The sequence below is a fragment of the Mycobacterium sp. IDUB_17 genome (assembly GCF_055419465.1).
This window is the reverse complement of the sequence record NZ_JBVAXS010000003.1, coordinates 26,245-47,660: the sequence shown is the minus strand read 5'-3', so window position 1 is coordinate 47,660 and position 21,416 is coordinate 26,245. Positions and strand designations below refer to the sequence as shown.

21 protein-coding genes are annotated in these 21,416 nt (G+C 66.3%); 10 read left to right on the top strand and 11 right to left on the bottom strand.

The genetic code is table 11. The features are described from left to right. The first annotated feature begins 14 nt into the window (after nt 1-14). Nucleotides 15-713, top strand: a complete 699-nt coding sequence (locus ACZYZ7_RS13240; protein WP_450070836.1) for a YoaK family protein — start codon at nt 15-17, stop codon at nt 711-713. Here the strand turns inward: ACZYZ7_RS13240 and ACZYZ7_RS13235 are convergent. Then, on the bottom strand, nt 664-1,407 hold the full coding sequence (locus ACZYZ7_RS13235) for a hypothetical protein (protein WP_450070835.1): 744 nt from the start codon (nt 1,405-1,407) through the stop codon (nt 664-666). The two genes, ACZYZ7_RS13240 and ACZYZ7_RS13235, sit on opposite strands and share 50 nt — an antisense overlap. 247 nt (nt 1,408-1,654) lie before the next feature. Between ACZYZ7_RS13235 and ACZYZ7_RS13230 the strand changes: the two genes are divergently transcribed. From ACZYZ7_RS13230 to ACZYZ7_RS13220, 3 genes are all read left to right on the top strand, one after another. After that, on the top strand, nt 1,655-2,302 hold the full coding sequence (locus tag ACZYZ7_RS13230; protein WP_135451458.1) for a TetR/AcrR family transcriptional regulator: 648 nt from the start codon (nt 1,655-1,657) through the stop codon (nt 2,300-2,302). Between the two features lie 17 nt (nt 2,303-2,319). Then, nucleotides 2,320-3,867 (top strand): carotenoid oxygenase family protein, encoded by a 1,548-nt coding sequence (locus tag ACZYZ7_RS13225; protein WP_450070834.1) that lies wholly within the window; start codon nt 2,320-2,322, stop codon nt 3,865-3,867. A gap of 420 nt (nt 3,868-4,287) precedes the next feature. Continuing rightward, nucleotides 4,288-5,709: a hypothetical protein gene (locus ACZYZ7_RS13220; RefSeq protein ID WP_463741099.1), complete on the top strand. Its 1,422-nt coding sequence runs from the start codon at nt 4,288-4,290 to the stop codon at nt 5,707-5,709. Nucleotides 5,710-5,754: 45 nt separating this feature from the next. On the opposite strand, the gene ACZYZ7_RS13215 is transcribed toward ACZYZ7_RS13220, so the two are convergent. Continuing rightward, nucleotides 5,755-7,890: an acyltransferase family protein gene (locus ACZYZ7_RS13215; RefSeq protein WP_463741098.1), complete on the bottom strand. Its 2,136-nt coding sequence runs from the start codon at nt 7,888-7,890 to the stop codon at nt 5,755-5,757. An 81-nt stretch (nt 7,891-7,971) separates the two neighbouring features. Between ACZYZ7_RS13215 and ACZYZ7_RS13210 the strand changes: the two genes are divergently transcribed. The 3 genes from ACZYZ7_RS13210 (at nt 7,972) to ACZYZ7_RS13200 (ending at nt 9,420) form a co-directional block, all read left to right on the top strand. After that, nucleotides 7,972-8,406 (top strand): guanyl-specific ribonuclease, encoded by a 435-nt coding sequence (locus tag ACZYZ7_RS13210; protein WP_463741097.1) that lies wholly within the window; start codon nt 7,972-7,974, stop codon nt 8,404-8,406. Continuing rightward, nucleotides 8,403-8,681, top strand: a complete 279-nt coding sequence (locus ACZYZ7_RS13205) for a barstar family protein (protein WP_135451462.1) — start codon at nt 8,403-8,405, stop codon at nt 8,679-8,681. Before ACZYZ7_RS13210 ends, ACZYZ7_RS13205 begins: the two co-directional genes overlap by 4 nt. A 205-nt stretch (nt 8,682-8,886) precedes the next feature. After that, nucleotides 8,887-9,420, top strand: coding sequence for a LuxR family transcriptional regulator (locus tag ACZYZ7_RS13200; protein WP_463741096.1), 534 nt, complete (start codon nt 8,887-8,889; stop codon nt 9,418-9,420). A gap of 8 nt (nt 9,421-9,428) precedes the next feature. Here the strand turns inward: ACZYZ7_RS13200 and ACZYZ7_RS13195 are convergent, their stop codons facing one another. The 6 genes from ACZYZ7_RS13195 to ACZYZ7_RS13170 all read right to left on the bottom strand — a co-directional run bounded on the left by ACZYZ7_RS13195 (nt 9,429) and on the right by ACZYZ7_RS13170 (nt 15,518). Next, nucleotides 9,429-10,508 (bottom strand): phosphodiester glycosidase family protein, encoded by a 1,080-nt coding sequence (locus ACZYZ7_RS13195; RefSeq protein WP_135451464.1) that lies wholly within the window; start codon nt 10,506-10,508, stop codon nt 9,429-9,431. 63 nt (nt 10,509-10,571) lie between these two features. Then, nucleotides 10,572-11,303 carry a TMEM165/GDT1 family protein gene (locus tag ACZYZ7_RS13190; RefSeq protein ID WP_135451465.1) on the bottom strand — a complete coding sequence of 244 codons (732 nt, stop codon included), beginning with the start codon at nt 11,301-11,303 and terminating at the stop codon, nt 10,572-10,574. Between the two features lie 306 nt (nt 11,304-11,609). Continuing rightward, nucleotides 11,610-13,973, bottom strand: a complete 2,364-nt coding sequence (locus ACZYZ7_RS13185) for an ATP-binding cassette domain-containing protein (RefSeq protein WP_463741095.1) — start codon at nt 13,971-13,973, stop codon at nt 11,610-11,612. 3 nt (nt 13,974-13,976) lie between these two features. Then, on the bottom strand, nt 13,977-14,387 hold the full coding sequence (locus ACZYZ7_RS13180; RefSeq protein WP_135451467.1) for a VOC family protein: 411 nt from the start codon (nt 14,385-14,387) through the stop codon (nt 13,977-13,979). 5 nt (nt 14,388-14,392) lie between these two features. Then, entirely contained in the window at nt 14,393-14,827 is a 435-nt protein-coding gene (locus ACZYZ7_RS13175) for a helix-turn-helix transcriptional regulator (RefSeq protein ID WP_463741094.1), read from the bottom strand. A gap of 16 nt (nt 14,828-14,843) precedes the next feature. Beyond that, nucleotides 14,844-15,518, bottom strand: a complete 675-nt coding sequence (locus tag ACZYZ7_RS13170) for an ArsR/SmtB family transcription factor (RefSeq protein ID WP_286174538.1) — start codon at nt 15,516-15,518, stop codon at nt 14,844-14,846. Nucleotides 15,519-15,564: 46 nt separating this feature from the next. On the opposite strand from ACZYZ7_RS13170, the gene ACZYZ7_RS13165 reads away from it, so the two are divergent. After that, complete coding sequence (locus ACZYZ7_RS13165) at nt 15,565-16,839, top strand: MFS transporter (RefSeq protein ID WP_135451470.1); 1,275 nt, start codon at nt 15,565-15,567, stop codon at nt 16,837-16,839. Here the strand turns inward: ACZYZ7_RS13165 and ACZYZ7_RS13160 are convergent. Further along, nucleotides 16,836-18,080 (bottom strand): PQQ-dependent sugar dehydrogenase, encoded by a 1,245-nt coding sequence (locus ACZYZ7_RS13160; RefSeq protein WP_463741093.1) that lies wholly within the window; start codon nt 18,078-18,080, stop codon nt 16,836-16,838. The two genes, ACZYZ7_RS13165 and ACZYZ7_RS13160, sit on opposite strands and share 4 nt — an antisense overlap. Next, on the bottom strand, nt 18,058-18,777 hold the full coding sequence (locus ACZYZ7_RS13155; protein ID WP_135451472.1) for a pirin family protein: 720 nt from the start codon (nt 18,775-18,777) through the stop codon (nt 18,058-18,060). Before ACZYZ7_RS13155 ends, ACZYZ7_RS13160 begins: the two co-directional genes overlap by 23 nt. A 72-nt stretch (nt 18,778-18,849) precedes the next feature. Here ACZYZ7_RS13155 and ACZYZ7_RS13150 point away from each other — a divergent pair, with 72 nt between their 5' ends. After that, nucleotides 18,850-19,626 carry an SDR family NAD(P)-dependent oxidoreductase gene (locus ACZYZ7_RS13150; protein WP_167857662.1) on the top strand — a complete coding sequence of 259 codons (777 nt, stop codon included), beginning with the start codon at nt 18,850-18,852 and terminating at the stop codon, nt 19,624-19,626. A gap of 78 nt (nt 19,627-19,704) precedes the next feature. Beyond that, the gene (locus ACZYZ7_RS13145) at nt 19,705-20,118 is read left to right on the top strand and encodes a YkvA family protein (RefSeq protein WP_463741092.1); all 414 of its coding nucleotides are present in this window, start codon (nt 19,705-19,707) and stop codon (nt 20,116-20,118) included. A gap of 64 nt (nt 20,119-20,182) precedes the next feature. Here the strand turns inward: ACZYZ7_RS13145 and ACZYZ7_RS13140 are convergent, their stop codons facing one another. Beyond that, nucleotides 20,183-21,307 carry an NDMA-dependent alcohol dehydrogenase gene (locus ACZYZ7_RS13140; RefSeq protein ID WP_135451475.1) on the bottom strand — a complete coding sequence of 375 codons (1,125 nt, stop codon included), beginning with the start codon at nt 21,305-21,307 and terminating at the stop codon, nt 20,183-20,185. Nucleotides 21,308-21,416 lie beyond the last annotated feature (109 nt).

The following is a 21,416-nucleotide window of genomic DNA, read 5'->3' as shown; positions in this document are numbered from 1 at the left end:
GCGAGGATGTAGGTATGGCCATCGCCTCACCGGTGACGCAGCGGTCGACCGTTGTGGCACTGCTGTTGTTGACGAGCGCCACCGGGATCGTCGACGCAGTCAGTGTGTTGGTTCTGGGCCATGTGTTCGTCGCCAACATGACCGGCAACGTGATCTTCCTCGGATTCTGGTTCGTACCGCACTCAGGCGTCGACGTGACCGGGGCCCTGGTGGCATTCCTCGGGTTCGTACTGGGCACCGTGGTGGGTGGGCGGCTCCGCCGCCATCTCGACAGCCACGTCCGGAACTGGCTGGCCACCGCATTGGGTGTGGAAGTCGTTCTGCTGACCGTGCTTTCGATTCTCACGGGATCGGGGGTGCTGGACTATCAGGACAACCGCAAGTTCATCCTGATCGTTCTCGCGATGACCTTCGGCATTCAGAACGCGACCGCGCGCCAGTTCGGCATCCAGGAGTTGAGCACCACGGTGCTGACGCAGACGATTGTCGGCATCGGGTTCGACAGCAGGCTGGCGGGGGGCACCGGGGACCGCGAGAAGTTGCGTTACGGCGTGGTGCTGACGATGTGCGGCGGTGCGATCCTGGGGGCGACGGTGTCGCGGTTCACTGTTGCGCCGGTGATCGCGCTGGCGGCCTTGGTGGTGGCGGTCAGTGCGTTGATCTTCAAGTTCGGGCCGGCTCCCGGGCCGGCGCCTGCGGAGAGTGCTCGCTGATCCACGCCGCACCCTCGTCGGCAGCGTGAAGCAGGGCGGTGAATTCACCGAAATAGTCGGCTACCGCGCCGACCACGGGCAGCATGCCGAGATAGCGGTAAAGCTTTTGTGGGTGAGGTCTTTTCGTGAACTCGTCGCTGACCGCCCGTAACGTGCCGGCGAACCCCCAGACCTTCTCGGGCAGAGATCGCGACGCGTCGGGCGCGTCCTCCGAGGAGTCGGCCACGGTGTCGGGGAGTTGACGGTCGCACAGGACAGCACCGAGCAGCTGCACCTGATCCTCGTAGTCGGTGACGCCGTCCTCGCGGGCCACCGCGCACAACAAGATGGCCTGGTTGGTGAAACCCAGAAAGTCCTGAACGCCGAGCCGATCGGCGAACACCCCGAATGCCCCCGGAAAGGCGACGACGATGGTGGTCACCGCCCCGACGCGATGCACCCACCATTTCACGTGGCCGTCTTGATCCATCTCGGCCCAGGCCTTGGTACCCGGCAGCTCAGCGATGTTGAGCAAAGCGGCTGCGATGTCGAGGGACTTGCCGACCGCGCCCTGGCCAGGCTCCTCGCGATGGGTACGTCGCCTCAGCCCCAGGGGATCGAAACGGCTGAACACATCGAGTACCGGATTGATCACGGACACCGCATGATCGAGCGCGCCCGCGACGTCAGCGTCCGAGAGGCGAGTGAAAGGCAACAGGCTTATCCCCACCGCAGCTATCTTGCCGGATGGATACCGAAAGGCGCACAGCCCGGGGGATTACGTCGTGGATCAGGCGTGGCGGAGGTTATCCAGAAAGGCGCTGAGAAGGCGGTCAGCGACGTGAAGGACAACGTCACGTAGGCCGGTGATTCGGTGAAGCCGCCAAGAGGGACACCAATAAAGACGCCGCCCGACGGCTGGCCGGCCTGGTGCACCGAGCGCCGGAAACTACGATTGACCCGTGACTTCGGCAAGGCGTGGGCGCGGTAGGCCCGCCGGACCTGGCGTCGACGTCGAGCAGCGGCGCTCGGATCTGCTCGACGCCGCCGAGCGTGCGATCCGCACCCATGGTCCCGACGTGGGCATCGCCGAGGTGGCGAAAGAGGCCGGCTTCGTACGCTCGGCCGTCTATGCGGTGTTCCCGAATCGGGCGGCTATCCTGTCGGCTCTCGGTGAGCGTCAGGCCCACCGGCTGTTGGTCGAGATCACCAGGCGCGCAGCCGGTTCGGCCGACCTGCGGCAGCGTATGTCGTTGTTCTTCGATGTTATCTGCGGCTGGATGCAGGACGATCCGAACCTCTACCGGGCATTGGGTATCCACGCCGCCGGTGGTCATGAGATGCCCGGAATCTTCGACGAACTCGCCGCCGCGGTCGAGGCGATGCTGGCGGCGTCCATGGCGGCCGGTGGTGCCGATACCGCGGCGGCCGCGCCGTGGGCCCGGGCCATCGTCGGGTCGGCGATGGTCAGCGCGCAATGGTGGCTCCGGGACTCGTCGATGCCCCGGGCTGAGCTCGTCGAGCACCTGACGACGCTGTGCTGGGACGGTGGCTCGGCTCTGCCGTTCAGCCCCTTCGATGTTTCGGCTATTGACAGCGGAGCGCCATAAAAGACACGATGTCTTTTATGGCTGCTCCCGCCTCACCTCAGGTCGACGGTCCCTCGCGATACTGGGAGGACGTCCCCGGCGAATATGACCTGACGCTGACCGAGATCACCGGCACGATCCCGCAGGGATTGACGGGCACGCTCTACCGCAACGGATCGGGCCGCTGGAACATCGGCGCGTCACGGGTGGACAGCCTGTTCGACGCCGACGGCATGGTGGTCGCCTTCGCGATCGACGGTAACGGAGTGCGGTTCAAGAACCGCTTCGTCCGCACCGAGCACTATCTGACCACTACCGCGGCCGGCCGGATGGTGAAACGAGGATTCGCTCACCAGCGACCAGGAGGTATGCGGGCCAACGCATTTCGGCTCCCAGCCAATACCGCCAACACCAACGTGATGATCGGCCAGGACCGATTGCTCGCCCTGTGGGAGGGCGGTCGGCCGCATGGCATGGATCTCGACACACTCAACACCATCGGAATGTGCAGTCTCGACGGCGTGCTCAAGGGCCCGATCGGGGCCTACTCGGCGCACTACACCTACGATGCGACGACGGACTCCCGAGTCAACTTCGGGTTCGAGCCGTACTTCCCCCGCCTCGATCTGCGGCACATCCGCAGTGCGCCGAGCCGGGACGAGAAGATCAGGCGGCTGCGGGAACTCGCCGGTGAGGCTGTTCCCCGGGTCCGGCTGCGCCTGTACGAGGCCGACAGTAGCGGCGTCACCCGGTACCTACGTGCGGTGCCGCTGCCGGGCATGGGGCTTATCCATGACATGGCGCTGACCCCGCGTTACGCCGTCTTCATGCTTTCGCCGCTGCGGATCAACCCATGGGCCGCGCTGGGGCGGCAAACCTATTGGGATGCCATGCAGTTCAAGCAGGACGAGCCGTCATACTTCATCCTCGCCCCGCGCGACGGCGGCCGGGTCCGGACGATCGAAACCGATCCGTTCTACATGTGGCATTACGCCAACGCCTACGAGGACGGCGCCGACGTGGTGGTGGAACTACCCCGCTTCGCGCCCGAATCTTTTGGCGGAATGCACGCCTGGGGAGCCGACAGCCGCAGCGACATGTCCCGGCTGTACGAGGACGTTCCGGCCGAGCATGTACCGGATACCGTGCGGCTCACCCGCTTCCGCATCACACCGGACGCCCGGGTCCTGGTTGAACCGCTGGCCCAGATGGGCTGCGAATTCCCGCAGATCGATCAGCGCCGCTCGACTCAACCGCACTCGGTGACTTATGTGACCGTCCCCAATGACGGGGAGGGCGGCGGGGAGGGGATCGGCCGCTTCAACCACACCGACGGCAGCGTGCAGACCTACTGCCCGCCCGGCCACAAGCTCGTCGAGCCGATCTTCGTGCCGCGCCCGGACAGCACCGCCGAAGGCGATGGATGGGTGCTGACCGTGGGCTACGACGAGACGCAGCATCGCAGCCGCCTCATGGTGTTCGACGCCCCGCGGATCGATGCCGGACCGATCGCCGAGGCGTGGCTGCCGTTCCACCTGCCGATGAGCTACCACGGCGCATTCACCGATCGGGTTGCAGCACTCTGACCCGCACTCCGATCCAGTTGGGCGCCAACGTACATTCGGCCAGTCGGGTCGGCGCGGCGAGTGGGGTGGCTCACGCCGTGCCAGCCGTCGTGGATTGCGTTACAAAGCAGTAGTCAAACCGGCCGGTGACACCTACTGTGACCTCCGCCCGCCAAAGCGGATCCGTGACCGTGCGAAGTTTGCCGTCCGTGATACTTGGCGAGCCGCGTGCTGCACCGCGGCAAGAGCTTTGAGGCTATCCGTTTGCGAGTCCTTCTCTCGAAAGTCTGTTGTTGCGAACGATATCTGGCATTGCTCGGGCTGTCCGCATGCCTTGTCGTGGATGGAATTTGAACTGACCCTGCTCACTGAGCGGAGTCTGTGCAATTGCCATATCTTCTCTGTGACAAGAGTCCACTCCGTCTCGGGAGGCCCGCACGTATGGTCGTTCGCCCGCACATCTCCGTCGGCATTTCGTTGGTGACCGCCAGCGCAATCGCTGCGGCACCGGCGATTTCGCCACCGTTGACACCGCACGACCAATGGGTGGTGGCCCAGGCGGGCCAGCGGATCTCGTCCGAAAATGTCGATCTCGTGGCCCTCAGCCAGCCCTTGGTGGTGGAGCCGGCAAGCCTGCTGCGGGGCGTGGCCCTGGTCGATCGGGTCTCCGGCGGCACCGCGCCGGTGGTGCCGTTGGCTGCGGTCCAGCCCGACGGCGGTGCAGCGGAGCAGACGGACCGGACCGCGCTGGTTGTCGACGAACCCGCCGATTTTTTCGGCGGCCTGCTCAACGCGTACCTCAACGGCGGCTCGTCCGCGGTAACCGCGTACGTCGCGCTCGCGGTCAGCGACCAGGTGTTCGGCCCGGACTCGGTGCCGTCGGTGTTGTTGGGTGCCTACGTCAAACAAGGCGTCATCGGGGTCGTGGGCGCGGTCGCGCTTCTGATCAGCGATGAGGTCAACGGTCCCGATTCGGAGCAGTCGCAGTCGATCGCCGATTTCCTCGATGGCGGCGTCAACAAGACCATCGGGAAGGCTTTCCTGGCCTTCAGCAACGAGAAGTTCGGTGAAGGATCGTTCGCATCCGGGCTCACCTCGTCGTTCTTCTTCGGGTATCCGGATGGCGAGGAAGGTGCGCCCACCGGACTTGGGGGAGTGACCCGCTTCGTCTTTGCGAGCCTGGTCGAGGCGATCAATGAATCGATCAACGGGCCGGCTGTGTCGACGACCGGTGCGGTGTCGCTGGTTTCGCAGAAGTCGACGGTGGCGCCGTCCGTCGAGGGAAGCACGGACAAGGTCGGGGTGTCCGTGACGAACTTGGTGGCCGACATCAAACCCGCCGCCGGCGCCGTAGAGCGCAAGACTGTCAGCGCGGCTGTCGAGGAGAACGCGCCCACTGAGGTTGCCGGCGCGACTCCTGAAGCCGCCTCGGCAATCGCGAAGGTGCGCGAGGCACTCGAGAAGACGCCGAAGGGCGAGGCGGATTCAACGGAAGCCACCGGCGCCGAAGCCGAGGCTACTCCCAAGTCGGCGGCAGAGGCTGAAACCAAGGCTGATCCCAAGCCGGAGGTCAAGGCCGAGGCCAAGACTGAAACGAAGGCCGAGACCAAGGCCGAGACCAAGGCCGAAGTCAAGACTGACAGCACGACTGAGGCCAAGGCGGAAACCAAGCCCGACGCCAAGGACACCACCACCGGGCCGAAGAAGGAATCGAGCTCGAGTGCTTCGACGAGCAAGAAGCACACCGCCACAGGCAGGAGCAACACGGAGTCCCGGTCGAATGACCGTAAGCCCTCTGCTTCTGATTCCGGGTCTGCTGATACGGATGGCAGTTCGAAGAAGGAATCCAAGAGCGATTCCTGAAAGCCGTTGAGCGTTCCCGGCGGCCGGCTGGGCAACGGAAGGTAACTAGTTGGGCGCCAACGCAATCTCGGTCAGGCGGGCCATCACCGGCGACAGCAGTTGCGCGTACTCGGCGGTGATGTGGTTGTCGTCGCGGAAAACCAGGGTGTTGCCGACGATCACCGGGCAGCGTTGGTCGGTGCAGAAGTACTGGTCCAGCCGCGCGTACTGCCCACCGCCGGCCCGCACAGCCGCGGACTCGGCGGCAATTCCGGTGTCATTCACGGCGATCGACCGGTCGGGCGCGCAGGCCGAGGCGTCGTCCATGTGTGCCGACAAGCAGGTCGGCACCGTCGTATGCGGGTCGGGTACGGGGCCGAGCACCAGCACCCGCGCTCCGGTTCCACGCAACTGCGACACCAGTCGCGTCAACCCGTCCAGCCAGGTCGGGTCGTAGCTGACGAATCCGAAATCGGCACCGTAGCGGCGCACCATGTCCAGCACGATCAGAGCCGGGCGTTCCTTGGCCACCCGGGTCAGCACGTCGGCTCGCCACTGCTTGCATTCGGTGAACTCGCGGTCGAGGTAGGGGCTGAGGATCGGGAGCTTCATCGGCGGGCAGGTGACTTTCGCAAATGTATCCAGCCGCCAATGCTGTTGCTGTGCGACGGTTTCCAGGGCTGGAAGCCACATGCCCGCGTGCGAATCGCCGATCAGGGCGACTTTGGTGGCCGAGTTGGTGTCGCCGGACGCGCAGTCGGGTAAAGCGACCGCCATCCAGGACAGGACACAACCGTTGACGAATGCCTCGGGTTTGGTGATGTTGCCCAGCGGCGGCGAGAGATTCGACGGCACCGCGCGCAGATCGGCCGAGGCGGCGACGGCCGCCTGTATCCGCTGTTCGGGCGTCAGCGTCGGAGCTGCCGCGCGGGATGGTCCGACCAGAGCGACCGGGACTGCGGCCTGCCCGGTTCCCGTCGGCACCGGACGCACTGCCAACAGCGCCAGCCCCGCACAGACGGCTACCCCGGTGGCTGTCGCGCCGACGGCCAGGCTGCGCCATGACGATCCTCGCAGCGCCGCGGCGAACCGGGCCGGGTTCTCGACCAGGTGCAGGGTCAGGATGGCCAGGCCCAGCGACATCACCATCATCGCCACCCGGCCCGCCAATCCGAGACCGTGGCCGAACAGCGCGGGCGCCAACAGCAATACCGGCCAGTGCCACAGGTACCACGAGTACGACAACCGGCCGATGCCGCGCATCACCGGTTTCGACAGCAGCCGTCCCACCCCGAGATCAGGTATCGCACAACCCGCCCCGATCACCAGTGCGGTCCCCATCACCGGGAGCACCGCCGCGGACCCGGGGTAGGGAGTGGCCGTGCCGAGCTGGGTGCAGGTGGCCAGGATCAGTGCCAGACCACCCCAGCCGACCAGTGCCGCACAGACCGGCGGCAAGCTGCGCCAGTGCGCCGCGGTCAACGCGATCAGCCCACCGGCGGCCAGCTCCCAGGCGCGGGTCGGCAGGGAGAAGAACGCCCACGGCGGCATCGTCTGGGTCCAGGAAAGCGAGACCATCAGCGAGGCACCGGCCACCACCGCCAACACACACGCGTACGGGAGGGCGGAACGGGTGCCGCGGCCGCTACGAGTCAGCAGCCAGGCAGTGCCGAGGATCAGCGCCGGCCACAACAGATAGGACTGTTCCTCTACGCCCAGCGACCAGTAGTGCTGCAGCGGAGACGCCGCCGTCTCAGCCTGCAGATAGTCCGTGCCCTCCGCCGCGAAGCGGTAGTTCCCGACATACAGGGCACTGGCGATCGCGTCGGCCAGCACCGAGCGGGCCTGCAGCGGTGGGAGCAGGAGAGTGGCCGCTATCGATGTCGCGACCAGGACCAGTGCGGCGGCCGGGAGCAGTCGTCGGGCCCGCCCGGCATAGAACTGCGCCATTCGCACCGTCCCGGTGCCCGAGGCCTCGCGCCACAACATCCCGGTGATCAGGAATCCCGACACGACGAAGAACACGTCGACGCCGATGAATCCGCCGCCGAACCCGGGCACCCCGGCGTGAAACAGCACCACGGCGAGCACGGCAACCGCCCGCAACCCTTCGATATCGGGACGAAATTGCCTGTTCGACAGGGATTTTCGCCCGCTCGCGGGGCTTCCGCGGCGGGGCGTGGGCTCCGCGAGGGTCGTCACTCTGTTCACTCGAGTAACGATCGTCGCACGACTGGCGCCGTTGGCCCTGGATTTGCGCCGCCTGTTGCTAGCCTCGTGCCGATGGGACGATCACGCATTGCGGCGCTGGCAGTGCTGTGCGGCCTGCTTTCGGGCTGTTGCGCCCCGACTCAACCCACGTCATCTCCGGCGGCGCCGCCGGTATCCGCACCGGCATCACCGACGAAGTCGGCGGCAGCGGACGGCAGGTGCGACCTGAGCGGTCTTCCGCCTGAAGCGGGCAAGACCGTGGAGCTCATCCAATCCGGTGGACCGTTTCCCTACCCGCGCAACGACGGCGTCGTCTTCGGAAACTACGAAGGCCGGTTGCCCAAGCATGAGCGCGGCTACTACCACGAGTACACGGTCCCGACGCCCGGCAACAAGAACCGGGGCAAGAGGCGCATCGTCACCGGCGGCGCGCCACAGAACGACCCGCCCGAGTACTACTACACCGGCGACCACTACGAATCCTTCTGCCTGATCGGAGGCATGTGAAGACGTATCGGATCGATGGGACCAAGGTGGCCTCCAAGGCGGACTTCTTCACCGAGATCGGCCGGGCGGTCAACGGCGACGGCGGCTACTTCGGCTCGAATCTGGACGCGCTGGCCGACTGCCTGCGCGGGGGCTTCGGCACTCCGGAGGACCGCAAGTTCCGGTTCGCCATGACGTCCTACCGGAACATCAAAAAGGCGCTCGGGCAAGACACCTGGAGCACCGTGCTGTCGATCTTCGCCGCCGAAGGCGTCGACCTGTGGCTCGAGAACTGACCGTGACGCGGCCCAGCAAATCTGGTGGGTAGCCGCTTACGCGCGTCCCACGGGGGCAACACCGCTTCTGCCGCGGGTTGGCAACCACGTTCGGCGGCAACGGTGTTGACCGTGGCCACGCAACCCATGGAAAGTGGTTACGCTGGCGTTCTGCGTGCCATTTGGCGCGGGGCATCAGGCAAGAACGGGCGGGAGCAACGCGCGAGTGACCGAGGAGCTGTCGACCGAGGCGACGTGGCTGATGGCCCGCACCGAGGGATCCGCACGCTTGTGGCAAACGCAAACCTCGGACATGGCCGCCGCTCTTCCGTACTTTCGAGCGACGATGACCCACTTTGTCGCACTCCACGGCGGCACGCTGTCGACGGGGCGACCTGCCTGCGATGGTTTCACAGCCACCTTCGATCGTGCGTCTGACGCGGTGTCCTGCGCGCTGTACCTGCAGTTGACGCCGTTGGATCCGTTTGATCTGTGTATCGGCGTGCACAGCGCACGCACCGGCACCAAGCGTTTGCGCGACATCGCCCACGGCGGGCAGACCTTGATCTCGGGCACGACGGCGACATCGGTGGCCGGTGATCTTCCCTCCGGCGCGACACTGAAATACCTTGGCCGCCAACGCATGGGAGAAACCGAACCGCAGGAACGGCTTCTGCAGCTATGTCACCCGGGATTGCGTAAGTACCTGCAGCCCTTGCGGATGCCGAACGCTGTTCTCGCCGAAATCCTGATGAACTAGCCGGCCGCTCAGTTGAAGGCGAGCCAGCTGGGTAGGGCCCGCTCGCGTGAATCGCACAGCACCTGGCGGGTGTCACAGTTCCCGCGCGGGGATCCGGCGCCGCTCCACATGCCGCCGGAATCGCGGCGCAACACGATCGCCGACGAGCCGCCACCGTCGAGCAGCAATGCGTTGTCCGCGCCCAGGCCGCGGAACAGGTCCTGGATGTTGTCCGGCGTGTAGCTGCCGCCCTGGAACACGAACAGCTGATCTGCGGCCCGGTTGTAGCCGACGGCGGTACGCGCCGCGCTGGGGCCCGGGTCATTGAGCTGACCGGTGTCACCGGGGGCCAGCAGCCCGATGCCGGCCACCGCGACGAACCGGGCGTTCTGATCCAGCAGCCGCTGGATCACCGGGGAGGCCGAGTCATAGTCGTCGGGCCCCTTCGGCATCACGACGTACGGTGCGCCGCCCATCGGAAGGATCATGGTGGCCAGCGCCGCCCAGCGCTCGTCGCCGCCGGACAGGCCCTGCTTGCCGGCATAGGCCAGGGTGCCGGTGACCGCGGTGTTGGCCCGGCCCTGCCCGCGGGTGTTGTCCACGTAGGCGCCCAACGGTGACGAGCACTTGGTGTCCCGCCACGAGCCGCCCTTCTGCCCGCGCACGTCGAAGAAGTTGGCATTGACCGCGATGGTCGGTTGCCCGAGGACCTGCCAGGCGGCAAGGGGCGCATAGGTTTCCGACGCCTGCCAGAGTCCTTCACTGGTACGTGCACCGGGGGTGCGCTCACACCGGGACTGATAGCCCTGATGGCTGTCGACGAGCAGGCGCGGGTTGAGCCGACTGGAGGCGTTCTTCATGGCCATCAGGTGGCCGCCGTTGTTCAGCGTGTAGGCGCGGCCGTCGGCGGACAGGAACGGCGCGGCGAACTGGCCGCCGAAGTTGTAGACGAGGTATGCGCCCTTGGTGTTGGCGATCGCGCCGAGCAGCAGTGCCCGGGCGTCCTCGGCACGTGCGACGGGGGAGCCGGTGGTGGCTAGTGCCGCGCACACGGCAACGGCGGACGCAGTGGCGACCGCACGCTGGAGGAGTTTTGCCAGGCCTGGCACGAACTACACAATAACCACACAGGAAACTCTGTCAACATACGTAACAGCCTGGTCACGGCGGGGTCAAGGGGTGATCGCGCCTGGGTGATCGGAGTTTGCTGGTTCGGCGGCCTCGGGTTTGCGCATCGCGGCCGGTCGCAAATGCGCGGGCAGCGCCCGCAGGCCCGCCGCGCACAGTGCCGTCACGGCAATCGCACCCGCGGTGGTCGCCCACACCGGGGCCGCTGGGAACGCGCCCTCCAGCAGCATCGCGACACCGAAGATGACGAACAGCGCCGCGGCACCCAGCTGGATCACGCGCTCGGGCAGGTGCTTGCCGGCGATCGCCCCGACCACGATGGCCAGTGCGTCGGCGGCCACCATGCCGATGGTGGAACCGATCCAGACCCCCACCCAGTCGTTGTCGGCCGCCAGCGTGATGGTCGCGAGCATCGTCTTGTCGCCGAGTTCGGCGAGCAGGAAGGCTGAGGTGACCGTGAAGAACGCCGGGGCGGTCGAGCGCTGGGCCTTGGTCGCCTCATCGTCGGACAGCTTGTCGCCGCGCAGGGTCCACAACCCGAAGAACACGAACGCCACCCCGGCGAGGATGCCGAGCAGGTGCGTCGGCAGCGCGGCGCCGAGGTAGTGGCCGACCGCGACAGAGATCAGGTGAACTGCGGTGGTGGCCGCGGTGATGCCGATGAGCACCACCCACCAGCGGTAGCGCAGCGCAAAGGTCATGGCCATCAACTGCGACTTGTCGCCGAGCTCGGCGACGAAGATGACAGCGAAACTCAAGAGCAGAGCAGCAAGCACTCAACAACTCCTCGGTCGTTGGCTGCCGTTGGGGGCTGAGTAGATGCCTCCGGCCGGCAACCCAAAATGCGGTCTACGGCCGAAGGTCTCGCCCACCGGTCAGTGACCGGTTCGGATAACCGGGCCGTTTCTGCATCGCTGCGCGGCCAGTATGTCGAATATCCGATTGGGGGCTACTCCCCTTCGCTGTCACCCACCATACGCACTCCGGACGGGACGATGCAAACCGTCCCGTCCGAAAGTGCTTATTCGACAATAAGTTTGGGGGTCAACACCGGAAAGTTCGGGTGCCCTGACAATGTTGGTTCAGGCACCCACATATTCGGCGAGGTGCTCACCGGTCAGCGTGGCACGCTCGGTGACCAGATCCGCCGGGGTGCCCTCGAAGACGACGCGCCCGCCGTCGTGCCCGGCGCCCGGACCCAGGTCGATGATCCAATCGGCATGCGCCATGACCGCCTGATGATGCTCGATCACGATCACCGACTTCCCCGAGTCCACCAGCCGGTCCAGCAGGCCGAGCAACTGCTCGACGTCGGCGAGGTGCAGACCCGTGGTCGGCTCGTCGAGGATGTAGGTGTCACCTTTGTCCCCCATCTGCGCGGCCAGCTTGAGCCGTTGCCGCTCGCCACCGGACAGGGTGGTCAGCGGCTGCCCGAGCGTGAGGTAGCCCAGGCCCACGTCTGCCATCCGGGACAGGATCTTCTGTGCCGCAGGCACTTTGGCGTCGCCCTCGGAGAAGTACTGCTCCGCCTCGCTGACCGGCATGGCCAGGACTTCGGCGATGTCGCGTCCGCCGAGGGTGTACTGCAGCACCGAGGCGCCGAACCGCTTGCCCTCACATTCCTCGCAGGTGGTCTCGACGGTGGCCATCACCCCGAGGTCGGTATAGATCACCCCGGCGCCATTGCATGTCGGGCAGGCACCTTCGGAGTTGGAACTGAACAGCGCCGGTTTGACGTCGTTGGCCTTGGCGAAGGCCTTACGGATCGGGTCGAGCAGCCCGGTGTAGGTGGCCGGGTTGCTGCGACGCGAGCCCCGGATCGCGCTCTGATCGACCACCACGACGCCGTCGCGGCCGGCCACCGAGCCGTCGATCAACGAACTCTTGCCCGAACCCGCGACCCCGGTGATCACCACCAGCGCACCGAGCGGGATGTCGACGTCCACGTCCCGCAGGTTGTGAGTGTCGGCACCGCGGATCTGCAACGCGCCGTTGGCTTCCCGCACCTCGTTCTTCAGCGCCGCGCGGTATCCCAGATGGCGTCCGGTGACGGTGTCGCCGGCCCGAAGATCCGCCACGCTGCCCTCGAAGACCACCTCGCCCCCGGCCGAGCCTGCGCCCGGTCCCAGGTCCACGACATGGTCGGCGATCGAGATCGTCTCCGGCTTGTGCTCGACGACCAGCACGGTATTGCCCTTGTCCCGCAAGGCCAGCAGCAGGTTGTTCATCCGGGCGATGTCGTGCGGGTGCAGGCCGATGGTCGGCTCGTCGAACACGTAGGTGACGTCGGTGAGAGACGACCCCAGATGACGGATCATCTTGACGCGCTGGGCTTCTCCGCCGGACAGGGTGCCCGCGGGGCGGTCCAGTGACAGATAGCCCAACCCGATCTCGACGAACGAATCCAGCGTGTGCTGCAACGCCGCCAGCAGGGGGCTAACGGATTTGTCCTTCACCGTGCCCAGCCAGGCGGCCAGATCGGTGATCTGCATCGCGCACACCTCGGCGATGTTGACACCCTCGATCTTCACCGAGCGCGCGGTCACCGACAGCCGGGTGCCGGCACATTCCGGGCAGGTGGTGAACGTGACCGCGCGCTCGACGAACGCCCGGATGTGCGGCTGCATCGCCTCGACGTCCTTGGCCAGGAACGACTTCTGGATCTGGGGGATCAGCCCGAGATAGGTCAGGTTGACCCCGTCGACCTTGAGCTTGGTCGCCTCCTTGTGCAGCAGCGCATCGAGTTCCTTCTTGGTGAACTCGCTGATCGGCTTGTCCGGATCGAAGAATCCGCAGCCCCGGAAGATCCGGCCGTACCAGCCGTCCATGCTGAACCCGGGGATGGTCAACGCGCCCTCGTTCAGCGACTTGGTGTCGTCATACAGCGCGGTCAGGTCGATGTCGTTGACCGCGCCGCGACCCTCGCACCGCGGGCACATCCCGCCGACGATGTTGAAGTCACGCCGCTCCTTGACCGTGCGGCCACCCTTCTCCAGCGTCACCGCCCCCGCTCCGCTGATCGAGGCCACGTTGAACGAAAACGCTTGCGGCGAACCGATATGCGGAGTGCCCAGCCGGCTGAACAGGATGCGCAGCATCGCCCCGGTGTCGGTGGCGGTGCCGACCGTGGAGCGCGGGTCGGCGCCCATCCGCTGCTGGTCGACGATGATCGCGGTGGTCAGCCCGTCGAGAACGTCGACCTCGGGGCGGGCCAGGTTCGGCATGAAGCCCTGCACGAATGCGCTGTAGGTCTCGTTGATCAACCGCTGTGATTCGGCGGCGATCGTGTCGAACACCAGCGAGCTCTTGCCCGACCCCGAGACGCCGGTGAACACTGTCAACCGGCGCTTGGGCAACTCGATGTCGACGTCTTTGAGGTTGTTCTCGCGGGCACCGGTGACCCGGATCAGATCGTGACTGTCGGCGGGATGGGTCTCGGTGCTCATCGGTTAGGGCAACTCCTGGATACGGACCATGTTTCCGGCGGGATCGCGAAGCGCGCAGTCGCGCACACCGTATGGCTGCTCAGTGGGTTCCTGGACCACCTCGACGTCTCCGGCCTGCACCTTTTCAAAGGTGCCGTCGAGATCTTTGGTGGCGAGCAGGAGCGTTCCGAAAGTGCCCTTGGCCATCATCTCGGTGATGGTGCGACGCTCGTCGTCGGTGAGGCCGGGGGTGGCGGTTGGCGGGTACAGGACGATGGAGGTGTCGGGCTGGTTCGGTGGACCGACCGTGATCCAACGCATCTTGTCCTTGCCGACGTCGAGACGGACCTCGAAGCCGAGGACGTCGCGATAGAAGGCGAGGGACTCGTCCGGGTCGTCGAGCGGCAGCATGCTTGAGTGAATGGTGAGTTCCATGTTTTTCACGCTAGGTGGAGGCGGGTCGCGGGCGCTTCTCGATTCCTGATCGGTTTGGTGACCTGTTTCTCCATGCACGACGGCAGGCCGTCGGTCACCGACGCGGTCTGTTCGCGGTAGCGGCTGGGCGGCATCCCGACGAGTTCGGTGAACCGGGTGCTGAACGTGCCGAGCGAGGAACAGCCGACGGCGAAGCAGACTTCGGTGACCGACAGGTTGCCGCGGCGCAGCAGTGCCATCGCGCGCTCGATACGGCGGGTCATCAGGTACGAATACGGCGACTCGCCGTAGGCGATCTTGAACTGTCTGCTGAGGTGTCCGGCCGACATATTCACCCCGCGGGCAAGCGCTTCGACGTTCAGCGGCTGCGCGTACTCGCGGTCGATGCGGTCCCGCACCCGGCGCAGCAGCTTGAGATCGCCTAGCTGTTGGTCGGCCACAACCGCGATCGTACGTCTAGGGTCCGGTGCTGACCGGATGCCCGGCGAGCCGCCATTCGACCATCCCGTCGTTGAGGCGGATGGCACGGCGGCCGTCGGCAGTCAGGGTCCGCACGGCGTCGTGCGCGTACCCGCAGTATTCACCGCGGCAGTAGACGACGATGTCGGCGTCGGTGGGCAGTTCGGTGATGCGCTCGGCGAGTTCGTCCACCGGTATCGAGACCGCGCCCGGGATGTGGCCGGCGAGAAACTCCTCGTCGGGCCGGACATCGAGCACCACCACACGCGCATCGCCGGTGTGGTCGTTGAGTCGCGACCACAATTCGTCACGCTCGATGCCCGTACCCACGGGCTCGCCGAGGTAAGCGTCGCGGGCGGCACCGACTTCGGACCTGCGACGGTCGGCAACCGTGCGCAACAAAACCAGGAGCTGTGCGACATCGTCGCCGGCGAGGCGGTAGTAGACCTTGACACCTTCTCGACGGGTTTCGACGAAGCCAGTCTGTTTGAGCACCTGCAGGTGCGACGAGGCGGTGGTCAGGTTCAGACCTGCCGCGCGGGCGAGCGCCTCGACGCTGCGTTCGCCCTGGCTCAGCAAGTCGAGAAGCTCGAGCCGGCTGGCATGGGAGAGTGCCTTCCCGCTGGCGGCGAACTCTTCGTACAGACGTGTTTTCGCTGGTGAGCGATCCATGTCTTGCATTATTCCATAATTACATGGAATAACGTACAGTCGTGACATGAGTTCCACCGATGCCGACAATCGCCGAACCCGTGGCATCGAGCTCGGCCTGCGGGAGAACTGGCTGCAATTCGCCCTTCTGGTCGTCGTCAACGTTTGCGTCGGTGCCCTGGTGGGTCTGGAACGCACCACGGTTCCGTTGATCGGATCCGAAACCTTCGGCCTGACAAACGATTTGACCGTCTTCTCGTTCATCATCGCGTTCGGGGTGACCAAGGCGCTGACCAATCTGGCGGCCGGAGCGCTCACCGCACGGTTTCGCCGCAAGCACCTGCTGTTGGCGGGGTGGGCAATCGGCGTGCCGGTTCCGTTCATGCTGGCCTGGGGTCCGTCATGGGGCTGGATCGTGGCCGCCAACGTGCTCCTGGGCCTCAATCAGGGCCTGGCCTGGTCCATGACGGTCAACATGAAGATCGATCTGGTGGGCCCCGAGCGGCGGGGACTGGCCACCGGCCTGAACGAGGCCGCCGGTTATGTGGCGGTGGGTGCCACCGCGCTGCTGACCGGATACCTCGCCACCGCGTACGGGCTCCGCCCAGCCCCCGAGCTCATCGGCGTGGTGTTCGTCGTCGCCGGGCTCGGGCTGTCGCTGGCGGTACGGGACACGGCGGCGCACGTGGCCCTCGAACTCGAGCGCCACCCACATCCGGCGCCCGCTGCAGACGGCGGGTTGCGCACGATCTTCGCCCGCACCAGCTGGGGTGACCGCAGCCTGCGGGGCGCCAGCCAGGCCGGGCTGATCAACAATCTCAACGACGGCCTCACCTGGGGCGTGTTCCCACTGTTGTTCACCGATCACGGACTCGGCCTAGCCGCCATCGGGCTGATCAAGGGCCTCTACCCGCTGTTGTGGGGGCTCGGCCAGATCCCCACCGGCCATCTCGCCGACCGGATCGGCCGAAAACCTCTGGTGGTCGCCGGAATGCTGGTCCAGGCGGGTGGATTCGGGTTGGCTCTGGCGCTGCTGAACTGGCCGCTGTTGGCCGGTGTCACCTCGGCGGTCGCCCTCGGGATCGGCACGGCCATGGTCTACCCGGCGCTGATCGCCGTGGTCTCCGATCACGCGCACCCGAGCTGGCGGCCCAATGCGCTTGGTACCTACCGGTTCTGGCGCGATGCGGGCTACGCCGTCGGCGCACTGGTCGCCGGTGCGATGGGCAACTGGCTGGGGCTGGAGTCCGCAGTCGTCGCAGCCGGGGTGCTGACAGCGGTCTCAGGCCTTCTTGCGGCCCGGTGGATCACCGATCGCCCGCGATCCGGAGCTGACGACTAAGCCGCCGGGGTCAGCCGATACACCGCGCCGGCGTAGTCGTCGGTGATGTACACCGCGCCGTCCGGACCTGTAATCGCGGCTACCGGGCGGCCCCAGCGGGCGCCGTCGTCACCCTGGAATCCGCCTACCAGGGTCTGCTGCGGGCCCAATGTGCCGTTGTGCCAACCAAAGAACGACACCTCGGGGGCCTGTGGGGACCGCCGGTTCCATGAGCCGTGCACCCCGACCAATGCACCGGGACCATAGCCGGAGAGTTCGGCGAAACTCATCCCCAGCGGGGCCGAATGCGCGGCCAACGTCTGCTCGACCGGTGCCAGCGCCGCGCAATCCAGCTTGCTGCCGTCGGCGTTGGTCTCCACGTCCCGGACGAACCCGGCGGGCGGTGTACCGTCGGGATTGCAGTAGGGCCAACCCAATTCGCGCCCTGAGGTCACCTTGGCCACCGTCTCCGGCGGGTGGTCGTCCACATAGTCCTGCCGCACCCGGCCCTGCGGATCGGGCACGTTGTCGCGGTTGTTCACCGCCGTCCACAGCGAGCCGTCCGGGGCAAAGGCCAGGCCCGTGCCGTTGCGCACCCCGGTGGCGAACGGTGCCGCCGGCCCGCCGCCCGGCGGCACCCGCATGATGGTGGCCCGCGGCGGCGTGGCGCTGCGGTCATCGGCAGAGGCGTTGCCCGTCGAGCCGATCGAAAAGTACACCGCCCCATCGGATCCCACGACCACACTCTTGAGTGCGTGGGAATAGGCGCCACGCAGTTCAGGGCTCTTGGCGTCCGGCAGGTCACCCGCGATGGTGCGGCGCTTGACGGCCCGGCCGTCGACGTAGTCGAAGGCGTCGATCCGATTGCTCTCGGCCACATACAGTGTCGTCCCGGCGAAGAAGAGTCCGTGTGGCTGCTCCAGCCCGTCGAGCAGGGTGCGCTGGTCAGGGCGCACCGTCAGCACCTGCCCCGTGTCCGGCACCGACACCAGCAACGCGCCGTCCGGGGCGAATGCGGCCATCCTGGCCTTGGGCACGCGGGCGATCACCTCGATGGTCCACCCGGCGGGGATCAGGGCCTGGCGCGGTTCGTCGAGCGGGCCCTGCGCGAGTTCCTCAGACACCTGTAGGGGCGTAGGCACCAGCCCGGCGGGCGGTGCGCTGGATGACGATGCCGGCGCGGGTTCGGGGCTCGTTCCGCACGCGGCCAGGGTGACCGCGGCGATCAGTGCGATCGCGCTACGTGCCGCCCAGACCCGCATTCATCTCCCAGACCAGGATCTCGGCTTCAGTGTCAGCTGTGACCCGTCCGCCCGTATCGGTGAGCCGGGCGGCGTCACCCTCGGCGAGCGGCCCGGATCCGTCGAGCATGACCGACCCGCGCGCGACGAACACGTGGACGTAGCGGGCCTGCGGCAGCTCGGCCGAATCGCCGGGCTGCAGGCGGGCGCCGTACAGCGTGGCATTGCGGTTGTGCAGGGTGACGGCCGCGTCGAGGGCGCCGGAGGCGATCGGTGTCAGCGTGTTGGACAGCTCGATCTCCTGCTGCTGATAGCTCGGCGTCACTCCGGCGGTATCGGGGAGCACCCACATCTGTACGAAATGCACGGGCTCACTGGCAGATCCGTTCTTCTCGGAATGCTGCACACCGGTGCCGGCCGACATCCGCTGGGCCAGGCCCGGGTAGATCACCCCGGAGTTGCCCATCGAATCCTCGTGCGCCAACTGCCCCGACAGCACCCACGTGACGATCTCCATGTCCCGGTGCGGGTGAGTGTCAAAGCCGGCGCCGGGCGCGACGATGTCGTCGTTGTTCACCAGCAACAGCCCGTGGTGGGTGTTGGCCGGGTCGTAGTAGTCGGCGAATGAGAACGAGTGCCGCGAATTCAGCCAGTCGGTCGTGCTGGCGCCGCGATCGTCCGCGCGCCGGATATCGACCCTGGACGTCCCCGAAGCCATGGCGCCAGCCTACCGACGGCCCGCGTTGACCAACCGGTGGAACGGCTGATGCCGGGGCCTAGTCTGTTGGGCGTGGAACTCAACGGAGCAAGCGCCATCGTCACCGGTGGCGCATCAGGTATCGGCGCGGCGACTGCCCGCCAGTTGGCTGCCAAGGGAGCCCGCGTCATCGTGGCTGACCTGCAGGCGGACAAGGGCGAGGCCCTCGCCAAGGAGATCGGCGGCATCTTCGTCACCGTCGACGTCACCAACACCGATCAGATCATCGATGCGGTCAAGACCGCCGCGGACCTCGGCCCGCTGCGCGCCCTGGTGAACTCGGCCGGCGTCGGTTGGGCCCAGCGCACCATCGGCAAGGACGGCGAGTTCTCCTCGGCGCACGATCTCGGCCTGTACAAGAAGGTGCTCGACATCAACCTGGTCGGCACCTTCGACTGCATCCGCATCGCAGCCACCCAGATGAGCAAGAACGAACTCACCGACACCGGCGAGCGCGGTGCCATCGTCAACATGACCAGCGTCGCGGCCTTCGACGGCCAGATCGGCCAGGCGGCCTACTCGTCCTCCAAGGGCGGCGTGGTCGGCCTGACCCTGCCGGTGGCCCGCGACCTGTCCGCTGTGGGCATCCGCGTCAACACCGTGGCGCCCGGCCTGATCGACACCCCGATCTACGGCGAGGGTGAGGCCTCCGAGGCATTCAAGGCCAAGCTCGGTGAGTCGGTGCTGTTCCCGCACCGCCTCGGCAAGCCCGATGAGCTGGCCTCCATGGTCGTCGAGCTGCTGACCAACTCGTACATGAACGCCGAGGTCGTCCGCGTCGACGGCGGCATCCGGATGCCACCCAAGTAACTCTCGCGACCAGACACAGAACTGCCCCTTTCCGCCAGGAAAAGGGGCAGTTTTGCGTCTGGTCGGCAGAATCGTCCTGTGGTCGACACCTGGTGGGGCGACGCCCTGATCGGCCTCGCCGCCGCCCTGCTGCTGAGCTGGCTGGTGCTGGTCGTCGCGTTGCTCGTCATGCGGCCCCGCGGAAACCTGCTCAAAGAGGCGCTGCGGATACTTCCCGACCTGCTGCGGCTGATCCCACGGTTGGCCGGCGACAAGACGTTGCCTCGCGGCGTGCGCGTCCGGCTGGCGTTGTTGGTCGTCTATCTGGCGCTGCCGATCGATCTGATCCCCGACTTCATTCCCGTGCTCGGCTACGCCGACGACGCCATCATCGTGACCGTGGTGCTACGCAGCGTCGTGCACCACGCCGGGCTGGACGCCGTCCGGGCGCGCTGGCCCGGTACCGACGACGGGTTCGATGTCCTGGCGCGGCTGACGGGGCTGTCCCGCTGAATAGCAAAAACCCCCTTTTCCACGCTGAAAAGGGGGTTTTCGCCGCTGCTTGTGCTTCAGATCGTTACCAGTCAGACTCGTCGAACTTGATGACACCGCGAATGTTGTTGCCGTCCAACATGTCCTGGTAGCCCTGGTTGATGTCTTCGAGTTTGTAGGTCCGCGTGACCATGTCGTCGATGTTGAGCAGGCCCGACTTGTACAGCGCGGTGAGCCGAGGCGTTTCGACGTGCGAGTTGCCGCCGCCGAAGATGTTGCCCTTCAACGTCTTCTGCAACATGGTGAACAGGAACAGGTTGAGCTTGACGTCGGCGTCCATCATCGAACCCATGCCCGTCACCACGCAGGTGCCGGTCTTGGCGGTGAGGATCATCGCCTCTTCGATGTACTCGCCCTTCATCTCGCCGACGGCGATGATGACCTTGTCCGCCATCAGGCCCCAGGTCGTGTCGATGACCGGCGCGATCGCCTCGGCCATCGACGGGTAGACGTGGGTGGCGCCGAACTTGATGGCCTGCTCGCGCTTCCACTCGTTCGGATCGATCGCGATGACGTGCTTGGCGCCTGAGATCACCGCACCCTGCAGGGCGCTCATGCCGATGCCGCCGACGCCGACGATGATGACGGTCTCGCCGGGCTTGACGTCGGCGACGTTGGTGGCCGAACCGAAGCCCGTGGGCACCGCGCAGCCCATGATGGCCGCGGTCTCGAACGGGATGTCCTTGTCGATCTTGACGACGGAATCCTTGTGGACGGTCATGTACGGCGCGAAGGTGCCGAGCAGGTTCATCGGCGACACGTCATGGCCGCCTGCGGTGATGCGGCTGGTGCCGTCGGCGATCGCCTTGCCGCCCAGCAGGACCGCACCGCGGTCACACAGCGAGCGGAAGCCCTTCAGACACGGCGGGCATTCACCACAGGCCGGGATGAAGGCGAGGATGACGTGGTCGCCTTCCTCGATGCCGGTGACGTTCTTGCCGACCTTGGTGACGACGCCGGCGCCCTCATGGCCGCCGAGCGCGGGCAGCGCCATCGGGGTGGCGCCGGTGGTCAGGTGGTAGTCCGAGTGGCACATGCCCGCGGCATGCATCCGGATCTGTACTTCATCGGCGACGGGGTCGCCTAGGTCGATCTCGTCGACCTTGAATGGCGAGTTGAGTTCCCACAGCAGGGCGCCTTTGGTCTTCATGGAAGGCGATAATAGAACAGGTTGCAGTACCACTGAGTAACTGGCCTTTGACCTGTGACGATTCAAGCTTGATTTCGTCGTCGGACGGCGCGCTCTGGCACACGTGGGT

Coding starts and splice junctions, on each gene's coding strand:
- ACZYZ7_RS13160 (WP_463741093.1), bottom strand. CDS start 18,080: ATGCGGGTCTGGGCGGCACGTAGCGCGATCGCACTGATCGCCGCGGTC.
- ACZYZ7_RS13225 (WP_450070834.1), top strand. CDS start 2,320: ATGGCTGCTCCCGCCTCACCTCAGGTCGACGGTCCCTCGCGATACTGG.
- ACZYZ7_RS13220 (WP_463741099.1), top strand. CDS start 4,288: ATGGTCGTTCGCCCGCACATCTCCGTCGGCATTTCGTTGGTGACCGCC.
- ACZYZ7_RS13170 (WP_286174538.1), bottom strand. CDS start 15,518: ATGGATCGCTCACCAGCGAAAACACGTCTGTACGAAGAGTTCGCCGCC.
- ACZYZ7_RS13155 (WP_135451472.1), bottom strand. CDS start 18,777: ATGGCTTCGGGGACGTCCAGGGTCGATATCCGGCGCGCGGACGATCGC.
- ACZYZ7_RS13185 (WP_463741095.1), bottom strand. CDS start 13,973: ATGAGCACCGAGACCCATCCCGCCGACAGTCACGATCTGATCCGGGTC.
- ACZYZ7_RS13180 (WP_135451467.1), bottom strand. CDS start 14,387: ATGGAACTCACCATTCACTCAAGCATGCTGCCGCTCGACGACCCGGAC.
- ACZYZ7_RS13240 (WP_450070836.1), top strand. CDS start 15: ATGGCCATCGCCTCACCGGTGACGCAGCGGTCGACCGTTGTGGCACTG.
- ACZYZ7_RS13165 (WP_135451470.1), top strand. CDS start 15,565: ATGAGTTCCACCGATGCCGACAATCGCCGAACCCGTGGCATCGAGCTC.
- ACZYZ7_RS13140 (WP_135451475.1), bottom strand. CDS start 21,307: ATGAAGACCAAAGGCGCCCTGCTGTGGGAACTCAACTCGCCATTCAAG.
- ACZYZ7_RS13210 (WP_463741097.1), top strand. CDS start 7,972: ATGGGACGATCACGCATTGCGGCGCTGGCAGTGCTGTGCGGCCTGCTT.